Origin of the sequence: Pseudomonas putida (assembly GCF_001976065.1) — a bacterium.
Taxonomy (GTDB): Bacteria; Pseudomonadota; Gammaproteobacteria; order Pseudomonadales; family Pseudomonadaceae; genus Aquipseudomonas; species Aquipseudomonas serbica.
Genome location: NZ_MNAH01000001.1, coordinates 814,636 through 834,210 on the forward strand (window position 1 = coordinate 814,636; position 19,575 = coordinate 834,210).

Annotated in this window: 24 protein-coding genes and 1 tRNA gene; 14 read left to right on the forward strand and 11 right to left on the reverse strand. The window is 57.6% G+C overall.

The window, feature by feature from the left end:
• Positions 1–49 precede the first annotated feature (49 nt).
• A complete protein-coding gene (locus tag BKX96_RS03745; protein ID WP_046815535.1) occupies positions 50–1,333 on the reverse strand; it encodes an NAD(P)/FAD-dependent oxidoreductase in 1,284 nt (427 codons plus the stop codon).
• Between the two features lie 183 nt (positions 1,334–1,516).
• On the opposite strand from BKX96_RS03745, the gene BKX96_RS03750 reads away from it, so the two are divergent.
• Positions 1,517–1,593, forward strand: a tRNA-Val gene (locus tag BKX96_RS03750).
• Positions 1,594–1,723: 130 nt separating this feature from the next.
• Here BKX96_RS03750 and BKX96_RS03755 read toward each other — a convergent pair.
• Positions 1,724–2,086, reverse strand: coding sequence for a tyrosine-type recombinase/integrase (locus BKX96_RS03755; RefSeq protein ID WP_256721376.1), 363 nt, complete (start codon positions 2,084–2,086; stop codon positions 1,724–1,726).
• A gap of 369 nt (positions 2,087–2,455) precedes the next feature.
• Here BKX96_RS03755 and BKX96_RS03760 point away from each other — a divergent pair, with 369 nt between their 5' ends.
• On the forward strand, positions 2,456–3,523 hold the full coding sequence (locus BKX96_RS03760) for an acyltransferase family protein (protein WP_077182727.1): 1,068 nt from the start codon (positions 2,456–2,458) through the stop codon (positions 3,521–3,523).
• 92 nt (positions 3,524–3,615) lie between these two features.
• Here BKX96_RS03760 and BKX96_RS03765 read toward each other — a convergent pair whose 3' ends face one another.
• Positions 3,616–4,806 (reverse strand): acyltransferase family protein, encoded by a 1,191-nt coding sequence (locus tag BKX96_RS03765; RefSeq protein WP_077182728.1) that lies wholly within the window; start codon positions 4,804–4,806, stop codon positions 3,616–3,618.
• 103 nt (positions 4,807–4,909) lie between these two features.
• Positions 4,910–5,095, reverse strand: a complete 186-nt coding sequence (locus BKX96_RS33695) for a hypothetical protein (RefSeq protein ID WP_508607229.1) — start codon at positions 5,093–5,095, stop codon at positions 4,910–4,912.
• A gap of 649 nt (positions 5,096–5,744) precedes the next feature.
• Between BKX96_RS33695 and BKX96_RS03775 the strand changes: the two genes are divergently transcribed.
• Positions 5,745–5,939 carry a hypothetical protein gene (locus BKX96_RS03775; RefSeq protein ID WP_077182729.1) on the forward strand — a complete coding sequence of 65 codons (195 nt, stop codon included), beginning with the start codon at positions 5,745–5,747 and terminating at the stop codon, positions 5,937–5,939.
• Between the two features lie 41 nt (positions 5,940–5,980).
• Here BKX96_RS03775 and BKX96_RS03780 read toward each other — a convergent pair whose 3' ends face one another.
• A complete protein-coding gene (locus BKX96_RS03780; protein WP_077182730.1) occupies positions 5,981–6,733 on the reverse strand; it encodes a carbonic anhydrase in 753 nt (250 codons plus the stop codon).
• 240 nt (positions 6,734–6,973) lie between these two features.
• On the opposite strand from BKX96_RS03780, the gene BKX96_RS03785 reads away from it, so the two are divergent.
• A complete protein-coding gene (locus tag BKX96_RS03785; protein WP_046815532.1) occupies positions 6,974–7,429 on the forward strand; it encodes a DUF2214 family protein in 456 nt (151 codons plus the stop codon).
• A 100-nt stretch (positions 7,430–7,529) separates the two neighbouring features.
• Here BKX96_RS03785 and csrA read toward each other — a convergent pair whose 3' ends face one another.
• Positions 7,530–7,721, reverse strand: a complete 192-nt coding sequence (csrA, locus tag BKX96_RS03790; protein ID WP_008057174.1) for a carbon storage regulator CsrA — start codon at positions 7,719–7,721, stop codon at positions 7,530–7,532.
• A gap of 251 nt (positions 7,722–7,972) precedes the next feature.
• Here csrA and BKX96_RS03795 point away from each other — a divergent pair, with 251 nt between their 5' ends.
• Positions 7,973–8,338: an SPOR domain-containing protein gene (locus BKX96_RS03795; RefSeq protein ID WP_077182731.1), complete on the forward strand. Its 366-nt coding sequence runs from the start codon at positions 7,973–7,975 to the stop codon at positions 8,336–8,338.
• A gap of 73 nt (positions 8,339–8,411) precedes the next feature.
• Here the strand turns inward: BKX96_RS03795 and BKX96_RS03800 are convergent, their stop codons facing one another.
• The 3 genes from BKX96_RS03800 to BKX96_RS03810 form a co-directional block, all read right to left on the reverse strand.
• On the reverse strand, positions 8,412–9,101 hold the full coding sequence (locus BKX96_RS03800) for an endonuclease (protein ID WP_077182732.1): 690 nt from the start codon (positions 9,099–9,101) through the stop codon (positions 8,412–8,414).
• A 4-nt stretch (positions 9,102–9,105) separates the two neighbouring features.
• Positions 9,106–9,396, reverse strand: a complete 291-nt coding sequence (locus BKX96_RS03805; protein WP_046815529.1) for a DUF1654 domain-containing protein — start codon at positions 9,394–9,396, stop codon at positions 9,106–9,108.
• A gap of 161 nt (positions 9,397–9,557) precedes the next feature.
• Entirely contained in the window at positions 9,558–10,646 is a 1,089-nt protein-coding gene (locus tag BKX96_RS03810) for an asparaginase (protein WP_077182733.1), read from the reverse strand.
• Positions 10,647–11,066: 420 nt separating this feature from the next.
• On the opposite strand from BKX96_RS03810, the gene BKX96_RS03815 reads away from it, so the two are divergent.
• The 7 genes from BKX96_RS03815 (at position 11,067) to BKX96_RS03845 (ending at position 17,991) form a co-directional block, all read left to right on the forward strand.
• On the forward strand, positions 11,067–12,023 hold the full coding sequence (locus tag BKX96_RS03815; protein ID WP_046815527.1) for a sugar ABC transporter substrate-binding protein: 957 nt from the start codon (positions 11,067–11,069) through the stop codon (positions 12,021–12,023).
• Positions 12,024–12,077: 54 nt separating this feature from the next.
• On the forward strand, positions 12,078–13,631 hold the full coding sequence (locus BKX96_RS03820) for a sugar ABC transporter ATP-binding protein (protein WP_077182734.1): 1,554 nt from the start codon (positions 12,078–12,080) through the stop codon (positions 13,629–13,631).
• Positions 13,628–14,605 carry an ABC transporter permease gene (locus BKX96_RS03825; RefSeq protein WP_077182735.1) on the forward strand — a complete coding sequence of 326 codons (978 nt, stop codon included), beginning with the start codon at positions 13,628–13,630 and terminating at the stop codon, positions 14,603–14,605. Before BKX96_RS03820 ends, BKX96_RS03825 begins: the two co-directional genes overlap by 4 nt.
• 3 nt (positions 14,606–14,608) lie before the next feature.
• Positions 14,609–15,628 (forward strand): LacI family DNA-binding transcriptional regulator, encoded by a 1,020-nt coding sequence (locus BKX96_RS03830; RefSeq protein WP_077182736.1) that lies wholly within the window; start codon positions 14,609–14,611, stop codon positions 15,626–15,628.
• A 76-nt stretch (positions 15,629–15,704) separates the two neighbouring features.
• Entirely contained in the window at positions 15,705–16,622 is a 918-nt protein-coding gene (gene rbsK / locus BKX96_RS03835) for a ribokinase (RefSeq protein WP_077182737.1), read from the forward strand.
• Positions 16,619–17,023, forward strand: a complete 405-nt coding sequence (gene rbsD, locus BKX96_RS03840) for a D-ribose pyranase (RefSeq protein ID WP_077183128.1) — start codon at positions 16,619–16,621, stop codon at positions 17,021–17,023. The genes rbsK and rbsD overlap by 4 nt, the downstream gene beginning before the upstream one ends.
• Positions 16,975–17,991 (forward strand): nucleoside hydrolase, encoded by a 1,017-nt coding sequence (locus BKX96_RS03845; protein ID WP_077182738.1) that lies wholly within the window; start codon positions 16,975–16,977, stop codon positions 17,989–17,991. The genes rbsD and BKX96_RS03845 overlap by 49 nt, the downstream gene beginning before the upstream one ends.
• A gap of 17 nt (positions 17,992–18,008) precedes the next feature.
• Here BKX96_RS03845 and BKX96_RS03850 read toward each other — a convergent pair whose 3' ends face one another.
• On the reverse strand, positions 18,009–18,218 hold the full coding sequence (locus BKX96_RS03850) for a hypothetical protein (protein WP_077182739.1): 210 nt from the start codon (positions 18,216–18,218) through the stop codon (positions 18,009–18,011).
• Between the two features lie 132 nt (positions 18,219–18,350).
• Here BKX96_RS03850 and BKX96_RS03855 point away from each other — a divergent pair, with 132 nt between their 5' ends.
• Positions 18,351–18,656, forward strand: coding sequence for a hypothetical protein (locus BKX96_RS03855; protein WP_046815520.1), 306 nt, complete (start codon positions 18,351–18,353; stop codon positions 18,654–18,656).
• A gap of 170 nt (positions 18,657–18,826) precedes the next feature.
• Entirely contained in the window at positions 18,827–19,144 is a 318-nt protein-coding gene (locus BKX96_RS03860) for an I78 family peptidase inhibitor (RefSeq protein WP_046815519.1), read from the forward strand.
• Between the two features lie 70 nt (positions 19,145–19,214).
• Here the strand turns inward: BKX96_RS03860 and BKX96_RS03865 are convergent, their stop codons facing one another.
• The gene (locus BKX96_RS03865) at positions 19,215–19,427 is read right to left on the reverse strand and encodes a cold-shock protein (protein ID WP_003179963.1); all 213 of its coding nucleotides are present in this window, start codon (positions 19,425–19,427) and stop codon (positions 19,215–19,217) included.
• Between the last annotated feature and the right edge of the window lie 148 nt (positions 19,428–19,575).

Sequence of the window (19,575 nt, forward strand, 5' to 3'; positions counted from 1 at the left end):
ATCAAGCAGAAAAAAATGCCCGTATCACGGGCATTTTTTGTTTAGCGCCTCAGAACCCGAGCCGGTCGCGTAATCCGTAGTACCAGGCTCCCAGCGCGGCAAAGGGTGTGCGCAACAGCTGACCACCCGGGAACGGGTAGTGGGGCAGGTCGGCAAAGGCGTCGAAACGCTCAGCCTGGCCGCGCAAGGCCTCGGCCAGCACCTTGCCCGCCAGGTGGGTATAGGTGACGCCGTGGCCACTGCAGCCCTGGGAATAATAGATGTTGTCGCCCAGTCGCCCGACCTGGGGAAGGCGCGACAGGGTCAGCAGGAAATTTCCGGTCCAGGCGTAGTCGATTTTCACATCCTTGAGCTGCGGGAACGCCTTGAGCATCTTCGGTCGAATGATCGCTTCGATATTTGCCGGGTCCCGTGCGCCATAGACCACGCCGCCGCCGAAAATAAGGCGCTTGTCGCCGCTCAGGCGATAGTAGTCGAGCAGGTAGTTGCAGTCTTCGACGCAGTAATCCTGGGGCAGCAGGCTTTTCGCCAATTCATCGCCCAAGGGCTCCGTGGTAATGACCTGCGTGCCGCAGGGCATCGATTTGGCCGCCAGTTCCGGAACCAGATTGCCCAGATAGGCGTTGCCCGCCACGATGATGAACTTGGCCCTGACCTTGCCCTGAGGCGTGTGGACGACCGGGCTGGCGCCGCGCTCGATGCGCACTGCCGGCGACTGTTCATGGATGATGCCACCCAACGACTCCACGGCCGCCGCTTCGCCCAGCGCCAGATTAAGCGGATGGATATGCCCGCCACTCATGTCGAGCATCCCCCCGACATATTGATCGCAAGCCACGACGTCGCGGATGCGGCGCTGATCCATCAACTCCAGCTGCGTGTGCCCGAATCGTTCCCACAAACGCTTCTGCGATTCCAGGTGATCCATCTGTTTGGCCGTGATGGCGGCAAACACGCCGCCGTCCTTCAAGTCGCATTGAATGTTGTACCTGGCCACACGATCACGAATGATCCTCCCACCCTCGAACGCCATCTGCCCCAACAGCTGGGCCTGGCGTGGACCGACACTGCGCTCGATCACATCGATATCACGGCTGTAGCTGTTGACGATCTGCCCACCATTGCGCCCCGACGCACCGAAACCCACCCGGGCCGCTTCCAGTACCGTTACCCGAAAGCCGTGCTCCAGCAGGAACAGGGCCGACGACAATCCGGTATAACCGGCGCCGATCACGCAGACGTCAGTCTCGACCTCACCCTGCAACGACGGGCGGGGCGGCACCGCATTGGCCGATGCGGCGTAATAGGATTCTGGGTATGGGGTGTGCGACATCCTGCAGCCTCTGTTTAATAAATTTAACGAGTGCGCTGATCCTACCCGAGTTGGAAAACCGCCGCCAGCCACCGAAAAATCATCCCCGCCGCAGAAAATTTAAATATTTTGCATATTCATAGGGTTAGCTCGAAAAAAGGTGTTGACACCCTCCCGGAATTCCGTAGAATGCCGCCTCACAGCAGGCACGTAGCTCAGTTGGTTAGAGCACCACCTTGACATGGTGGGGGTCGTTGGTTCGAGTCCAATCGCGCCTACCAAACAAAATCCGCTCTGCTGGGCGGTCTAGAGGGGTCACCGGAAACGGTGACCCCTTTTTGCTTTCTGCTTTGGAAATATTTTGGGCAAACGACCACCGCGTTACACCTTCAGGTCGGCTTTCACCTTCATTTACACCACCGCTTCATCACCGTGCCCCACCTGGTAGTGCTCGGTCATCTTCGCGTCGGCATGCCCCATCAATCCCTGTATGTATTCCTGCTCGAAACCCTGTTGCTTATATAGCCAGGCACCCAGCGCGCGGATCTCATGGAAAGTGGGGTGCTCCCCAGCCGGTATGTCGTCGTAGGCGTGTGAATCGTTCCGAGCCTGGGTAAATGACTTGGTCAGGTAATCCGCTGTAACTGCGTTCCAGTGTAGCTTGGGGTCCAACTGGGTACGTTTGCGTGCTTTCGGGGAGTAGTGGATGAGGTACGGGCAGGCAACCGGTGACCTCATGCACTCCTGCACCACCTCCCGCAGCGCCTGACCCATGACGATCTCCAGGTGGACGGGCTTCCCAGTTCTGCGTCTTTCCCGGCGACGCCCTGATTGTGATCTGCTCAAGGTCCACGGCCGATTTCCGCCACATCACGATATCCTCTCGCCGCTGAAGGCTCAGCAACGCCAATCGGATGGCACGCTTCAGCCAGGTCGGCGTCTGTGGACCTCTACGAAATCGAAGCCACCAGCGAATGGTGCACATCAATCGAGCAGGCAGTCTAAAACCGACCGTCCTGCATAAGTCTGACCACAAACGCGCCCTTTTGCTTCTCAATGCATCTATAAGGTGGCATCATCTCGCCGAAATTGCGCTAGGCGGTTTTGATAATATTCCATAAAAAATAGACGGTCTTGTAAACAATGAGTGATGCCACCCAAAAATCCCGAATAACACCAATAGATGGGTTGCGGGGGTTTGCTGTTTTAGTAGTTTTTGTTTATCACACGCTTGGCATCCCGGTAAGTGGAGATATAGGTGTCGATATATTCTTCACAATGAGCGGTTTTCTAATCTCATCTCAGATATTCAATGAGATCGAAAGAACGAGGACCATAAATATTGTAAAATTCTACCTTAATCGTGTTGTACGATTGATCCCAGCGTTTCTGGCTGTATGCGCACTGTATTTAGCAATCTATTACTGCTTTGGGAAATATAGCTATCCGGCTAATGAAACAGCCGATATCACGACCATGCTGGGCATGATATTCATGGCCAATATCTACATGGCCCAAGACCTACACCCGATCCCTTTCCTTCAGCATACGTGGACCCTTGCGGTGGAGTGGCAATTTTACCTAGCATGGCCGCTCATTTTACTTACTCTTACTAAGTGCGGCCTTAAGTCAAAACCACTGATGGTAGTATCAATCTGCGCGGGCATTGTCACAATATGGATTTTACGTTTGGCTGGAGACAGGTTTTTGCAGTTTGACGGAATTCTTCTGGGCTCTCTCATCCCGCTTATAAAAGACAACAAGTTTATTGTCGGACTTTTCAAAAACCGTTTCGCCGGACTTTTGATTTTTTGTCCAGCCATTCTGGTAATGGTAGCCTTCGTTTTTAATGTGGCTCAGCCATATACCATGCTGCCACCAAAGACGGTGGTTTCAGTCATGACGATGATCGCCATTTTGTTTTTCACCATCAACTACGACTCGATCTATAACAATATTTTCGACAATAGCCCGATGCGGTACTTCGGAAAAATATCGTACGGACTGTACCTGTATCACTACCCAATTGCCGCACTCATGTACTCCAACGGGTTCGATTCGAAACAAATGCTCGTCGTTGGAATTATCGTAGCCATACCTTTGGCCGAGGTTTCTTGGCGGTATATGGAAGAACCTATTCTGAAAGCTTGGGCGCGCTCAAAATCCATTAGGCGCGAACATGCAGCCTTAGCTTTAAGCGTGAAGCAGTAGATTCATTTCTACGCATGATACCGAGTCAAGAATGGGCCGCTAATATTCCTGCTCATTCTTGCGTGTACAAGCGGTATGCACCATTACGACTGCTAGATTTTCTCACCCGCAAGCAGATTTAACTTTTTCACTCTTAGCCACTCAGTTAATGGACCTACACGTCTCATTGCTGGTTTTTCAATAAACCTGAACGTCATGCCGCAAACGACTATTAATACAGGCGTCAACATTACGATTACGGCCCAGTACTGAACAGGAGAAAGTTCTTTAGCAGCGGGCAAACCAATCAAAAAATGAAAGGCAACAAATAACAAAATTCCGTGCATCAGATACATGCTATATGCCATCTCCCCCAGTGCTCGAGAAACTCTGTATTTAAGAACTCCAAAAATGCTATTGCCGCCTGCGACAAGGCAAAAGGCGATCGTCATAAAAACTTTAGCCTTTGTACTGCTGTAAAGAGCCGAGTAATGAATAACGGTATAAACGACCAATGCCACCACCAAAAACGTTGCCCACTTGGAAGTCGCAAATTTTCTAAATTGCTCAAATCGAGCTAGAAGCGCTGCCAACATGCCGCTACCAAAAAGCCAATAATAACTATCGTTTGGGTAGTACATGGCTATCGCCACAAGCAATAAAGTGCTTACGACCAGGTATGAAATTGGCGGCCTTAGTCCTACTACCAAGGCGATGAGGGGTAGCGCCATATAGAAGAACCACTCATAGGCCAATGACCAAGTAACGCCCGCATTTATCAGATGGGTTACCTCTAGGCCATTCAGTGCCGGCTCTCCGAAAATCGCAAAACCCAACCATGTCATAACATCTAAAAATACTTTTGATGGCGGCTCTATCGGGCGACCCCTTGTCATTACCCATACTATCAAGAAGATTAATCCCACTGAAAAAAAATAAAGCGGCGTCAATCTGAGAAGTCGGGATACGTATAGCCTTAACCAGTCGATCTTTCGATCTCTACCGTCCAGTAACTTTGAAAAAAATAGAAACCCGGTGATCATGAAAAAAAGCGCAACACCACCCTGTCCAAAGTGGACGAACAATTGTAAAGGCGGGATAGTCCAGGCACCTGTGTGCAGATAGTAGTACCAAATGCACGAGTGAGTCATAAAAACAAAAAATGCAAGATAACCACGCAAACCATCTATCGTTAAAAAGCGGCCGTGATCAGAAGGCGTCACCAAGCTATTTGATAATAATCGCGCCACCAACAGTGCAACAAGAAGAGAAACGACAGCAGCACTTATGCTTATTATTTCCACTTGATTCCTCAACTTAAAAATTCAAAGATCGTTGGTAGCAGGGGCATATTATCGTGCTTAAGCTATTAAGGCCTACTCCTAATCTCCTCCTACCTTGCCGGACTCAGTGTACCCCTATTGATTCATACGCCTTCTCACAGGTTAATCCCCCTGGCTTTGGCTTCTTCAACAGCTGCAGCCAGATCACCCGCTCGCTGGTCAGCGCTCTTGAGCACGTCGGCAAGCACCATTGCGGCGCGGGCAGCTGCTGTGCTTGCAGTGGCAGTGCAGGAAGCACCGCTGGCTTCACTGGCTGCGAAGCGACGGGCAAGGTTATCCGCTGCTCCGCGCAAGCCGTGCGCAGAAGCGCGATGATTGCCTGTTGGTAGACCTGCTCTTTAGCCCGTTCACGAGTTGGCCAGGCGGCCAATATCGTACTTGCTCAGGTACTGGTCTTCGCCGAGTTAGCGCACATAGCGGAACTGTCCCGAGTCATGCCCGACCTGAGCGCGGCCATGCGCAGGCGCGAGTTGATCTGGTTCCGACGGCCCGTCATCAGTAGGTGTGTTTCAACCCCACCGCATTCCTGACCTATTTAGCGGGCCAATTCCAGGCGTCGATGTGGCAGGCCTTTTAGATAACATTTCTTGATATCGCAGCTCGAATGAAAATCAATACATCCCGCGTTGAACTGTAAGTAGCCAACCGCATCAAATCAGGACAGGCAACCGGGCGTTTCAAGTGCATTGCGGCAGGAGTGAATTGATGAGGAGGCGGACAATGATCAAGTTCTTTGCGGCTTACCTGTCCATTTGCCTTTTGCTTCAATGGACGGTGGTCGAGGCGTCTCCCTGGATTGCCAGTCATGTGCTGCTGCGCTGGATCCTGTAACGCTACGGGCCCGACAGGGGCCTCAGGCGTAAGATAAGCAGTGTTACCTCATCTGAAGGAGTCCTTTTATGACCTCCGATCAAGTGAACCGGCAGGCATCCGAGCACAAGGCTGTGTGGGATCAATATTTTTGCGCCGCGTTGATTGCCGAAAGCAATCTGACGGCCCCCGTCGTCGGCGGGGCCACCCATGAAGACCGGCAGAACCTGTTGATCGAACGGGCCAAGGCGCTCGCGGACAAGATGATGGACAGCCGGAAATAACCAGAGCCCAGCCTTCGCGCTGGGCTCTTCACATCGGCGACTCAGGCAACCAGCTCAACCTTGCCGGTGGCCAGGCGATAAATGCCACCCACTATTTTCAACTGACCCTTGTCGAGCGCGTCAGTCAACAAGGGCGTGGCTTGCTTGAGGCGTTCGATCGAGTTCTTGATGTTTTGCACGGTCGCGTTTTCGACCAGGTCGCCCGGCTGACTGCTGACCTGTTCGACAGTGGATTTGAGGGCATCGGTCAGTTTCGGGATCTTCCCGGGGAATACCCTGTGATCCTTGACGGCTTTCACGCCGGCCTCGATGGCGCCACAGCGCTCATGGCCCAATACCAGGATGAGCGGGGCGCCGAGCACGGCAACGCCGTATTCAAGGCTTGCCAGGCCTTCGTCCGTGACGAAGTTGCCGGCCAGGCGTACGGCGAAAAGGTCGCCCCGGGCGGTATCGAACGCGTATTCCGGGGCGATGCGCGAGTCAGAGCAGCTCAGCACTGCCACAAACGGGTTCTGGCCGGAAACCAGCGCCTCTCGTTCATCCTTGAAGTCGTGGGTTTGCGAATTGCCGCTGACATAACGTTGGTTACCCTCCATCAGTCGTTTCAGTGCCTCGTCCGGGCTGATGACGTTTTTCGGTTTTGGCGGCGCGGCGGTTTTCTCGGCTGCCTCGATGATTCGGCTCGGCAGGGTGCTGCCCAATAGCAGGGCACCTGCGCCTAGACCGGCCAGGCGCAGAAAACGACGCCGCTCATTGATTGTTGGGGCGGAGGTTGAATCACAAGATTCACACATGATGTTGTGTACTCAGGTCAAATCGGTGGGAATGACTGCTATCGGGATAGTGCCACGAGGGGCCTCGGCACTGGGGGGTTGGAGTCTAGTGGGTCTGTCACATTATATTTTACGCGGCCTCCAGAGCTGGGCAGCCGAGCGTGCCGCGGGGAGAAACCGATCGCCTGGCAGGTGCAAACCCTGGGTTCATGGGCTACTACTGACAGGCTGATTTGACTTCGTCCCTACAGGAGTTTCCCGATGCTGACTCACTGGTTGCTTGCAGCGGTTCATCTTTTGGCGTTTGCCCTTGGATTCTGGGCTGTCCTGACGCGTGGCACGGCCTTTCGGCGCCTGGCGATCGGCACGGGAGAGGCTCGCAGTGTATTGGTGGCAGACAACATATGGGGGATTTCAGCCGTTGTCCTGCTGGTTACCGGCGGCATGCGGGCCTTTGGCGGTTTTGAAAAAGGCACGGATTACTACCTGCACCAGCCATTGTTCCATCTGAAGATGACGTTGTTCGTGCTCATCCTGCTACTGGAAATTGCGCCGATGGTGACGTTGATAAAATGGCGGGTTGCACGGTCGCGTGGTGCGGCTATCGATACCTGGCGTGCCACGCTGTTTGCGCGAATCAGTCATATCGAGGCATTGCTGGTGTTGTTGATGATGGTGGCGGCCACTGGCATGGCGCGCGGTATCGTATTCGGCTGATCGAAGGGGGGGGCGGGGAAAGCGCAGGCGATGTTGCCCTTGAATCTTTAGCCAGCCGTCGTTGCGGGGCGAACGGGCTGGCTACTGACTACGGCAGGATTCAGGTCTGTGGCTTTTCCGGGGCGGTCAGGCCGGCCTGAATGCGCTGGTAAATCTCTTCGCGATGCACTGCGACGTCTTTGGGGGCGTTGATGCCAATCCGGACTTGCTGGCCGCTTACGCCCAGAATGGTGATCGTAATGTCATCACCAATGTTTATGCTTTCACCGACTTTGCGGGTGAGTATCAGCATGGTCTTCTCCTTGATTGCTTTGTGGGGCACCTGATTCGGACAGTGCAGAGGTCGGTGTTATGTATAGATTAGTGCGAAGTCTCACGGTTTGGGTGCCTCTTTCTGACGCGCAGATGCAGCATTAATTCCCAAGGCGTAACTATACAGAGGCCGCCAGCATGATTCTCGTTGTTTTGAGCCCATTTTGCGGCACTCGCGAAGTATTCATGAATGCTAAGATCCCCCGCTTTAAGCATTCAGAGGGAAACGCTGTGCGCAAAATGGTCTTGGTTATCGCGGTATTGGCGCTGGCGGGATGCGGTGAGGGCAGGCGCGAGGAAACGCAAAAGCCGCAGCCTGCAGCGGCGGCAACGTCGGCACAGGTATCGGGCCCACAGTGGGATCTCGAAGTGCGGGGTGAAACACCCCAGGCCGTCAGCGATCTGAGCGGCTGGCTGATCGAGCACAGCTTCATGTCCAATGTGATCAGGGAAAATGGCAAGACCCGGATCCTCATGGGGCCTTACAGCACCAAGGAAGAAGCCGAGGCCAAGCAGGCGCAGGTAAACGCCGCGCTGATCAAGGCCAAGAAGCAGAACATTGAAGTACTGGTGCTGGAGCGCCCGTTGGCTCAGTAAAGACTCAAGCGGGTGGCTGAAAATCAAAGGCCCGGGGTGTTCAGCCCCGGGCCTTTGTTTGTTCAGTTGGCGTTTAACCGCAAGCTTTCATGTCGACCGGGCCGACAAACTCGTTGCCGCGCCCCATGACGCACGCCACGCTCTGGTTGCGTTGGCGCTCCCAGGCTTGTACCGGGTAGGTCTTGTCCCAGGCCTGGTACAGCTGCTGGTCTTGTTTCGACAGTCGCAAGCCATATTGCTTGCTCATGTAGAAGTAGGTTCGGGCGATCATGCCGCGGATGGAAGGGCGGGGCATGACTTTTTTCGCCTTGAAGTCGATCTGGGTCAGGCACGAGCCGTATTGACTCGATTGCTCCGGCAGCCAGCCGAAGCTGAAATTGCTGCGGTCCCCATTGACCTCTCCGATGCTGGGCACCAGGTTGTGCAAGTCGGCCTCGGCCTTCTGGTAGGTCGGGTCGTATCGCGTACAGTTTTTTCGCCCACCCTCCTGCCAGCACTGACGCTGATGGCCGATCTGCCACGCCGGGACAATGTGCTCCCACTCGATGCGCGCGGCGCGCTTGGCGTTTTTGCGCGGCACATAACCGCACGCGGCGAGGTTCACCTTGTTACCGGTGTATTTGCAACCGCAATAAAACTCGGTGGATTGCGGCGCGTACAGCTTCCAGGCGACTTTCTTGGCTTCGCTGAAAGTGCGTGGCGCATCAGCCTGGGCAGCGGTGGCGAATAACAGGAACAGCAAAGCAAAACAACGGGCACTCATTGACTCAATCTTCCTTCGGCACTACCCAGAAAATCTGCACACCACCGTCGTCGCGATAGGCGAGGGTGACGTTGTCGTTCTCGTCAATTTCTTCGAGCAGGCGTTCCCATTCGTCCACGGGCTCGTCTGGAAGGCGGAAGATCAAAGCGGCCCTCGCTTTTTGAGCGGTAGGACCGTTGATGATTTTCTGAACGCGCAGGCCCATGCGTACATAGGTGTCTGGTGAGGAAGAGGTAGTGTCCACAGGATTATCCTTATTAAGCTGTACGTGCATACAGTATTTAACTGTAGGCATTTTCGCAACTGCTTAAAATTCAAGAGAATCCTCTGACAGTGGTTTTACCGATTGGTGTAGGGGGTCGAGAGTATTTTTGTCAGGCAAGTGCGGCGAGCCAGTCACCGGATGGCGAGTGGCCCGTGCGGTGCCCGACCGGAGTCGGTCGGGCGAGGGGCGAATCAATATTCCCAGAACATCCGTTGCAGCTCTTTGCTGTCATTGGTCTTGGTCAGAGCGACCATCGCCAGGATGCGGGCTTTCTGCGGGTTCAGGTCATGCGCCACCACCCAATCGTATTTGTCGTCAGGCTGTTCGGCGTTACGCAGGACAAAACCACCGGCATTGACGTGGGAAGAGCGGATGATCTGCACCCCGTCCTTGCGCAGGGCCTGCAACGAAGGAACGACCCGGGAAGAGACCGAGCCATTGCCGGTACCGGCATGGATGATGGCTTTGGCACCCGACTGCGCCAGTGCCTTGTAGGCGGTGTCGCTAACGTTACCGTAGGAGTAGGCGATTTCGACGTCAGGCAGGCTCTGGATGGTCTTGATGTCGAATTCCGAGTCCATGGTGTGGCGCTTGGCCGGCAGGCGGAACCAGTAGGATTTTCCTTCGACCACCATCCCGAGCGGGCCCCAGGCGCTTTTGAACGCCTCGGTCTTGATGTTGATCATCTTGCTGACATCGCGACCCGACTGGATTTCATCGTTCATGGTCACCAGCACGCCTTTGCCGCGCGCATCCTTGCTGCTGGCCACGGCGACGGCGTTGTACAGGTTCAACATGCCGTCGGCGGACATTGCGGTGCCCGGGCGCATGGAGCCCACGACAATGATCGGCTTGTCGGTTTTCTCCACCAGATTGAGGAAATAAGCGGTTTCTTCCAAAGTGTCAGTGCCGTGGGTGATCACGATGCCATCAACGTCCTTGCTGTCCGCCAGTTCGGCGACGCGACGGCCCAGTTGCAGCAGGTTGTCGTTGGTGATGCTTTCGGAGGCGATCTGCATGACTTGTTCGCCGCGAACATTGGCCAGCTCGCTGAGCTGCGGAACCGCAGCGATCAATTGTTCAATGCCGACTTTCGCCGCCTGATAGGTGGCGCTGTTGGCGGCGCTGGCGCCAGCACCGGCGATGGTGCCGCCGGTGGCCAGGACCACGACGTTCGCCAGCTTCTGTTGGGTTTCGGCTTCTTTTGCCTGGAGGGCGGCAGGCAGGAGCAGCAGGAGGGCCAAGGTGCCCGGAAGAAGGTTTTTCAAAGCAGATGTCATTATTTTTCTCTCTAGGGGTGACGGTGCCGATGCAGGTTCATCTAGATGCGCCCCAAACGGATCTGAACCGTTGGGGTGCTGGATAAAAGCACGACGCGTACCAGTTACAACTGGAATCATAAAAAATCGTTTAACACCCTGATTTGTTTAGCTATTTAAACGACAGGTTGAATGGTTCCCCAGCTTTTTTGTCCGGCTTTCCGACTATTCAGTCATTGTTCATTCGGCTTTCCGAAAGTATTACGAGCGCAAGTTAAACATCGGCGTTAAAGAAAGCGGGTGGCAGGTCGATGTCTCGAGGTACTACGGTCGTTGACAAATTCGGGCTGTATTCGCATAGTCCAGATTCGCAAACGTTTGCGACACCTCTAGATGCCGCCTCGACGTTGCTCACAATAATCATAAGATCGGAGTGAATTCATGAAGCTGCCATTCGCTGGACGTCTTCTTGCTGTCGCACTACTGGCTGGCGCAACCGCCGCGCTGCCTGTTTCTTCGGCGTTCGCCCAGACGCCCGAAAAACCTAAAGTCGCGCTGGTAATGAAGTCCCTGGCCAACGAATTCTTCCTGACCATGGAAGACGGTGCCAAGGCCTACCAGAAAGAACACTCTGCCGAGTTCGAGCTCATCTCCAACGGCATCAAGGACGAAACGGACACTGCCAACCAGATCCGCATCGTCGAGCAGATGATCGTTTCCAAAGTCGATGCGCTGGTGATTGCGCCGGCTGATTCCAAGGCCATGGTGCCGGTGATCAAGAAAGCCGTCGACGCCGGCATCACCGTGATCAACATCGACAATCAGCTGGACCCGGCCGTGGTCAAGAGCAAGAACATCAGCGTGCCGTTCGTGGGGCCCGACAACCGCAAGGGCGCGCGGCTGGTGGGTGAATATCTGGCCAAGAAACTCAAGGCCGGAGATGAGGTCGGCATCATCGAAGGGGTGTCCACCACCACCAATGCCCAGGCCCGCACCGCAGGTTTCAAGGATGCGATGGAGGCGGCGCAGATCAAGGTCGTGTCCGTGCAATCGGGCGACTGGGAAATCAACAAGGGCAACCAGGTTGCCTCCTCGATGCTCAGCGAGTACCCGAACATCAAGGCCTTGCTGGCCGGCAACGACAGCATGGCCGTAGGCGTGGTGTCGGCCGTGCGTGCCGCGGGCAAGGCCGGCCAGGTCCAGGTGGTCGGTTACGACAACATCAATGCCATCAAGCCGATGCTCAAGGATGGCCGTGTCCTGGCCACCGCCGATCAGTTTGCCGCCAAGCAGGCGGTATTCGGCATCGAGACCGCGTTGAAGATCATCAAGGGCGAGACAGTCGACAGCGGCACCAACGGCGTGATCGAAACTCCGGTAGAGCTGGTTACACAGTAATTTTGCGGCGACACAATGACGCTCGCCCTTCCCGGCGAGCGCATGGAGAGTTTTATGTCTGTTAGCGCGACGCACGCTGTCCTGTCGGTCAGCGGCATTGGCAAGACTTACGCCCAGCCGGTCCTGGCCGGCATCGACCTCACGCTCATGCGCGGCGAGGTGCTGGCACTGACCGGCGAGAACGGCGCGGGCAAAAGCACCCTGTCGAAGATCATCGGCGGACTGGTCACGCCGACCACCGGGCAGATGCAGTTTCAGGGGCAGGATTACCGACCGGGAAGCCGCACCCAGGCCGAAGACCTGGGCATCCGCATGGTCATGCAGGAGCTCAACCTGTTGCCGACCCTGTCGGTGGCGGAAAACCTGTTCCTGCACAAGCTGCCCAGCACCGCTGGCTGGATCAACCGCAAACAACTGCGCCGGGCTGCGATCGAGGCCATGGCTCAGGTCGGGCTCGACGCGATCGACCCGGACATGCTGGTGGGCGAACTGGGCATCGGTCATCAGCAGATGGTCGAGATCGCACGCAACCTCATCGGTGATTGCCATGTGCTGATCCTCGATGAGCCGACCGCGATGCTGACCAACCGTGAAGTCGAAATGCTGTTCGAGCAGATCACGCGGCTGCAGGCCCGTGGCGTGTCGATCATCTACATCTCCCACCGCCTCGAAGAACTGGCTCGGGTGGCCCAGCGCATTGCGGTCCTGCGTGACGGCAATCTGGTGTGCGTCGAGCCGATGGCCAACTACAACAGTGAGCAACTGGTCACGCTGATGGTCGGGCGCGAGCTGGGCGAGCACCTCGACATGGGGCCGCGCGACATTGGCGCTGCGGCATTGACGGTCAAGGGGCTGACCCGCGCCGACAAGGTGCGGGATGTGTCCTTCGAAGTGCGGGCCGGGGAGATCTTCGGCATTTCTGGATTGATCGGGGCAGGGCGCACCGAGTTGCTGCGGTTGATCTACGGCGCGGACACCGCGGACAGCGGCACGGTGGCCCTGGGTTCACCGGCGCAGGTGGTGAATATCCGCTCTCCGGTGGACGCAGTCGGGTATGGCATCGCCCTGATCACCGAGGACCGCAAGGGCGAGGGCCTGCTGCTCACGCAATCGATCAGCGCGAACATTGCGCTGGGCAACATGCCCGGTATTTCCAGCGGCGGCCTGGTCAACACAGGCGATGAGGCGGCGCTGGCCCAGCGTCAGATCGACGCCATGCGCATCCGCAGTTCCGGGCCGGCGCAGTTGGTGTCCGAGCTGTCCGGTGGCAACCAGCAGAAAGTGGTGATCGGTCGCTGGCTGGAGCGTGATTGCTCGGTGCTGCTGTTCGACGAGCCGACCCGGGGCATCGATGTCGGCGCCAAGTTCGACATCTACGCGCTGCTCGGCGAACTGACGCGCCAGGGCAAGGCGTTGGTGGTGGTGTCCAGCGACCTGCGCGAATTGATGTTGATCTGCGACCGCATCGGCGTGCTCTCGGCGGGGCGTCTGATCGACACCTTCGAGCGCGACAGCTGGACCCAGGATGATTTGCTTGCCGCCGCGTTCGCCGGCTACCAGAAACGTGATGCGCTGCTTAACGAAGCGGCGCCTAGGGATCTTCAATGAAAACCGCAACTTCGGCCGGCCAACGCAGCGGCAATTTCTACGGGCTGGGCACTTACCTGGGGCTGGCCGGTGCCTTGCTGGCCATGATCGTGCTGTTCTCGACCCTGAGCAGCCATTTCCTTTCCTATAACACCTTCAGCACCTTGGCCAACCAGATTCCGGACTTGATGGTCCTGGCGGTCGGCATGACCTTCGTGCTGATCATCGGCGGCATCGATCTGTCAGTGGGTTCGGTGCTGGCGCTCGCCGCGTCGACGGTCAGCGTGGCGATTCTCGGCTGGGGCTGGAGCGTACTGCCCGCGGCATTGCTCGGCATGGCGGCTGCCGCGCTGGCGGGGACCGTCACCGGTTCGATCACCGTGGCCTGGCGGATTCCGTCGTTCATCGTGTCCCTGGGGGTGCTGGAAATGGCTCGTGGCCTGGCCTACCAGATGACCGGCTCGCGCACGGCCTACATCGGTGATGCCTTTGCCTGGCTGTCCAACCCGATCGCCTTCGGCATTTCGCCGTCGTTCATCATTGCCTTGCTGATCATTTTCATCGCCCAGGCCGTGTTGACCCGTACCGTGTTCGGCCGTTACCTGATCGGCATCGGCACCAACGAGGAAGCGGTGCGCCTGGCGGGGATCAATCCGAAACCCTACAAGATCCTGGTGTTCAGCCTGATGGGGCTGCTGGCCGGTATCGCCGCGTTGTTCCAGATTTCGCGCCTGGAAGCGGCGGACCCCAATGCCGGCTCCGGACTGGAGCTGCAAGTGATCGCTGCCGTGGTGATCGGCGGCACGAGTCTGATGGGTGGGCGCGGTTCGGTCATCAGCACCTTCTTCGGCGTCCTGATCATTTCCGTATTGGCGGCCGGTCTGGCGCAGATCGGCGCCACCGAGCCGACCAAACGCATCATCACTGGCGCTGTGATCGTGGTGGCGGTGGTGCTGGATACTTATCGCAGTCAGCGCGCAAGCCGGCGGACCTGAGTCATGGCAACGATCAAGGATGTAGCAGCACTGGCGGGTATTTCCTACACCACGGTTTCCCACGTGGTGAACAAGACCCGTCCGGTCAGTGAAGAAGTACGGGTCAAGGTCGAGGCGGCGATCAAGACCCTCGACTACGTGCCGAGTGCCGTGGCCCGGTCTCTCAAGGCCAAGACCACGGCAACCATCGGCCTGCTGGTGCCCAACAGCCTCAACCCGTACTTCGCCGAGTTGGCGCGGGGTATCGAGGATTACTGTGAGCGCAATGGTTACTGCGTGATCCTGTGCAATTCGGATGACAACCCGGACAAGCAGCGCAGCTACCTGCGGGTATTGCTGGAGAAACGCATCGACGGGCTGATCGTCGCCTCGGCCGGTGGCGATATCGGGCTGGCCCAGGGCCTGGCGAACGTGCGCACGCCGATGGTGATCGTCGACCGCGGGCTTGACGGCGTCGATGCGGACCTGGTGCGCATCGACCACGAGTACGGCGCCTACCTGGCGACAAGGCATTTGCTGGAGTTGGGCCATCGGGATATCGCCACCATCAGCGGCCCGGCCATCACCAGCGTGGCGCAGATGCGCCTGGCCGGGTTTTGCCGGGCCCTTGCAGAGGCCGGCATCAGTGTTGCACCCGAGCGCATGCTCGAAAGCGATTTCACCAGCACCGGCGGTTACAGCGCCGCCGCGACGCTGCTGGAGCAGAATCCGCCCAGCGCGATTTTCGCCGCCAACGACATGATCGGCATCGGCGTACTGCGTGCCGCCGCCGAACGCAATATCCGCGTGCCCACGGACCTTTCGGTGATCGGCTTCGACGACATCCAGATCAGTCGTTATGTCTATCCGGCATTGACCACCGTGGGGCAATCGATCCTGCAGTTGGGCGAAATGGCGGCCGGGGTGTTGCTGCGCCGGATCGCCACGCCCTCACTGGCGACCGAACAACGGATCGTCACCCCCAGCATCGTCATGCGCGAATCGACCGCGCCATTGGTCGGGGTGTTTGCCCAATTCCGCTAAACCAAAAGCACCGTTAAACCAAAGGCACCGCTGAATCCAAAGCAGCGCTGAAACCGTCTTGATGAGTAGCAACGCAATGTCAGCAAAAGTAGTGGTAGTCGGCAGCTTGAACATGGACCTGGTGACCCGGGCGCCACGCTTGCCCCGTGGTGGAGAAACACTGATCGGCCAGTCGTTTTCGACGGTGTGTGGCGGCAAGGGGGCGAACCAGGCGGTGGCGGCTGCGCGCCTCGGTGCTCAGGTGTCGATGGTCGGCTGCGTGGGCAGCGATGCCTATGGCCAGGTGTTACGCCAGGCGTTGCTGGACGAAGGCATCGATTGCCGGGCTGTCAGTGTCGTGGACGGTACCAGTGGCGTGGCGTTGATCGTGGTCGACGACAACAGCCAGAACGCCATCGTGATTGTCGCCGGGGCCAACGGCGCACTGACGCCAGCGGTGCTCGGCTGTTTTGACGCGGTGCTGCAGGAGGCGGACGTGATCATCTGTCAGCTGGAGATGCCCGATGCCACGGTCGGCCATGCGCTCAAGCGTGCCCGTGAGCTGGGCAAGATCGTGATCCTCAACCCTGCGCCGGCCAGTCAACCGTTGCCGGCGGATTGGTATGCGTCCATCGACTACCTGATCCCCAACGAAAGCGAAGCGGCGGCGCTCAGCGGTTTACCAGTGGACTCTTTGCCATCGGCGCAGATCGCGGCCACTCGCCTGATCGAGATGGGCGCCGGCAAGGTCATCATCACCCTTGGCGCCCAGGGCTCGTTGTTTGCCGATGGCAAAGGTTTCGAACATTTTCCGGCGCCGAGCGTGAAGGCGCTCGACACCACAGCGGCGGGCGATACCTTTGTTGGCGGCTTCGCCGCAGCGCTCGTAGCCGGCCAGAGCGAAGCCCAGGCGATCCGTTTCGGGCAGCTCGCCGCCGCGTTGTCGGTCACCCGGGCTGGCGCGCAACCCTCGATTCCCACCTTGGCTGATGTGCAGGCGTTTGAAGCACCATGAAAAAGACCCCTTTGCTCAATGTCGCGCTGTCGCGGCTGATTGCCTCCCTGGGGCATGGCGACACGGTGGTGATCGGCGATGCGGGACTGCCGGTGCCGCCCGGTGTCGAACTGATCGATCTGGCCCTGACCCAGGGCATACCGGATTTCGTCAGCACCTTGAAAGTCGTGCTCAGTGAGATGCAGGTCGAAAGCCATGTGCTGGCACAGGAGATCCTCGTCAGGCAACCACCGGCACTGGCGGCCCTGAACGCGCTGGATGCCGAAGGTGCGCTGGGGCGGCGCGAACTGCTCAGTCATGAGCAGTTCAAGGTCCTCAGTCGACAGGCGCGGGCGATCGTGCGCACCGGCGAGTGCCAGCCTTACTGCAATATCATACTGGTTGCCGGAGTGACGTTTTGATCAACACCACCGGCGCCCAGTCGCCACAACCAATCGACCTGATCATCGACACCGATCCCGGTGCCGACGACGTGATTGCCTTGCTGTTTGCCCTGGCATCGCCGCAAGCATTGAGCGTCCGTGCATTGACCACCGTCGCCGGCAACGTGCGCCTGGACAAAACCTCGCGCAATGCACGGCTTGCCCTTGAGTGGGCCGGGTGCGAAGAGGTGCCGGTGTACGCCGGAGCGCCGAAGCCGCTGATGCGCACGCCGATCTATGCCGAGCACGTCCATGGCGAGGAAGGTTTGCCGGGCGTCGCGGTGTATGAGCCCAAGCAAGGCCTGGCCGAGGGCAGTGCCATCGATTTCCTGATCGACACCTTGTTGGCCGCCAGGCCCCACAGCATGACCATCGCCATGCTGGGCCCGCAGACCAACCTGGCCCTGGCGCTGATGCGCGAGCCGGCCATCGTTCGGGGTATCAAGGAAGTGGTGATCATGGGCGGTGCGCACTTCAACGGCGGCAACATTACGCCGGTGGCGGAATTCAACCTGTTCGCCGATCCGCACGCTGCCGAGGTGGTGCTCAAGAGTGGCGTGAAGCTGGTCTACCTGCCGCTGGACGTGACCCACAAGATCCTCACCAGTGATGCGCGCCTGGAGCGCATTGCGGCGTTGAACAACAAGGCCGGCAAGCTGGTGGGCGATATCCTGAAGGAGTGCATCGGCGGCGATATGGCGCGGTATGGCATCCCTGGTGGCCCGGTGCATGACGCCACGGTCATCGCCTATTTGCTCAAGCCGGATTTGTTCAGTGGCCGCTCGGTCAACCTGGTGGTCGACAGCCGCGAAGGCCCAACGTTCGGCCAGACCATCGTCGACTGGTATGACAGCCTCCAGGCGCCGAAAAACGCTTTCTGGGTGGAAAGCGCAGACGCCCAGGGCTTCTTCGATCTATTGACCGAGCGCCTGGCGCGTCTGAAATAAGTCTTGAGCCTTGGGGGTTACTCGCGCTGCGAATGCCCGGCGCCGTGGTTGTTCGAGTGTTTTTCGAAGATCTGGTCGATGAAGGTCCGTGCCGCTTCGGTGCCCAAGTCCTTGACCAACAGGTCTATGCCGATGATGGCCAGCTCTTCCGGGCTGCCAGGGCTGTAAGAGATGTGGCCCTCTGGCCACTTGATCCTGATGTCGGCTTCGATACTGACGGTGTGCATGGTTGGGCTCGGGAGTCAGGGTAATTGTGAGTGTCGAGTTAATCATTTTATGGCGCTTTTGGCACTGCGACTTAGGCATGGGCGCAGGGCTATGCGACACTTGGTCTTAAACGGCATTACAAGGACTGCGCTGTGCAGATCGATTTGAACACGCCTGACGGCTTGACCCTTGAAGCGGTACGGCAAATGTTGGCAGCCGCCAGCGACGATGAACACACCCAACTGCGGGTGACCAAGGGCGGTATCGCCTATATTTCATCGGGGGTCGTGGGTGGCAGCGATATCGACGGCCTGCTGTTTCGCCTGGAAACCTGGGCCAAAGGCTCCGGTTATGTCGGGCGGGTGGCGGCGAGTGACGAAGTCTGGGTCATGCAGATCTACAACGCGTTGAAGCAGAACTGGCCAAAACCGGCGTTTGACTACATCGACGTGTACTGAAGGCTGTTCATATCCAGTCACGATTGAAAGATGAAGGGCAGGGCGCAGCTCAGGCAAACTTGCCGTTTGTCCGTTGTGAAGGGCAGGGTGCCGGGCTCCCCGTGAAACCAAACGCCAGATTGGCGGTCGCAAGAATTCAGCTAAATCATCGAAATAAATAAGGAGGCGTCATGCCTTGGAAGCTCGCGTCATTGGGTACTGTGCTGGCTGCTGCCATGCTGGCTGGTTGCAGCACGGCCACCACCGAGCCGACTGACCCAGCCACTACCACGGAGTCAGGTCATAGTCGTTGCGAGGCCAAGGCGGCCGAATTCGCCATCGGCAAACAGGCATCGCCGCAACTGCTGGAGCAGGCGCGCACCCGTGCAGGCGCACAGAACGCACGGTTCCTGCAGCCTAACGACATGGTCACGCTGGAGTACCGCTCCGATCGCCTGAACCTCAACACCGATGCCAATCGGGTGGTCACCCGCGTCAACTGCGGCTGATCGTCAGGCTTTTGAATCGCCCATAAAAAACCCCGTCACATGGACGGGGTTTTTTTAGTGCGCCTGGAAATTACTCTGGGCGAACTTGAGCAGCTTGCATACCCTTTTGGCCTTTCTCAGCCACGAAGGAAACAGTCTGGCCTTCTTTCAGGCTTTTGAAACCGTCGCTTTCGATAGCTTTGAAGTGTACGAACAGGTCGTCACCGCCACCTTGAGGAGTGATGAAGCCGAAGCCTTTTTCATCGTTGAACCATTTAACGGTGCCGGTTTGGCGATTAGACATGGTGTATCTCCAAGAAACATATATTTTCAGTAGTACTGTGCTGCTCAGGCCAACTGGGCACACCCGAGTATCATAGTCGAAATGTTCGCTTTGGGAGCCCCCCACAGCGGTTGTTTGCCCTACAGTCGCACATTCTTTGTTGGCTGAT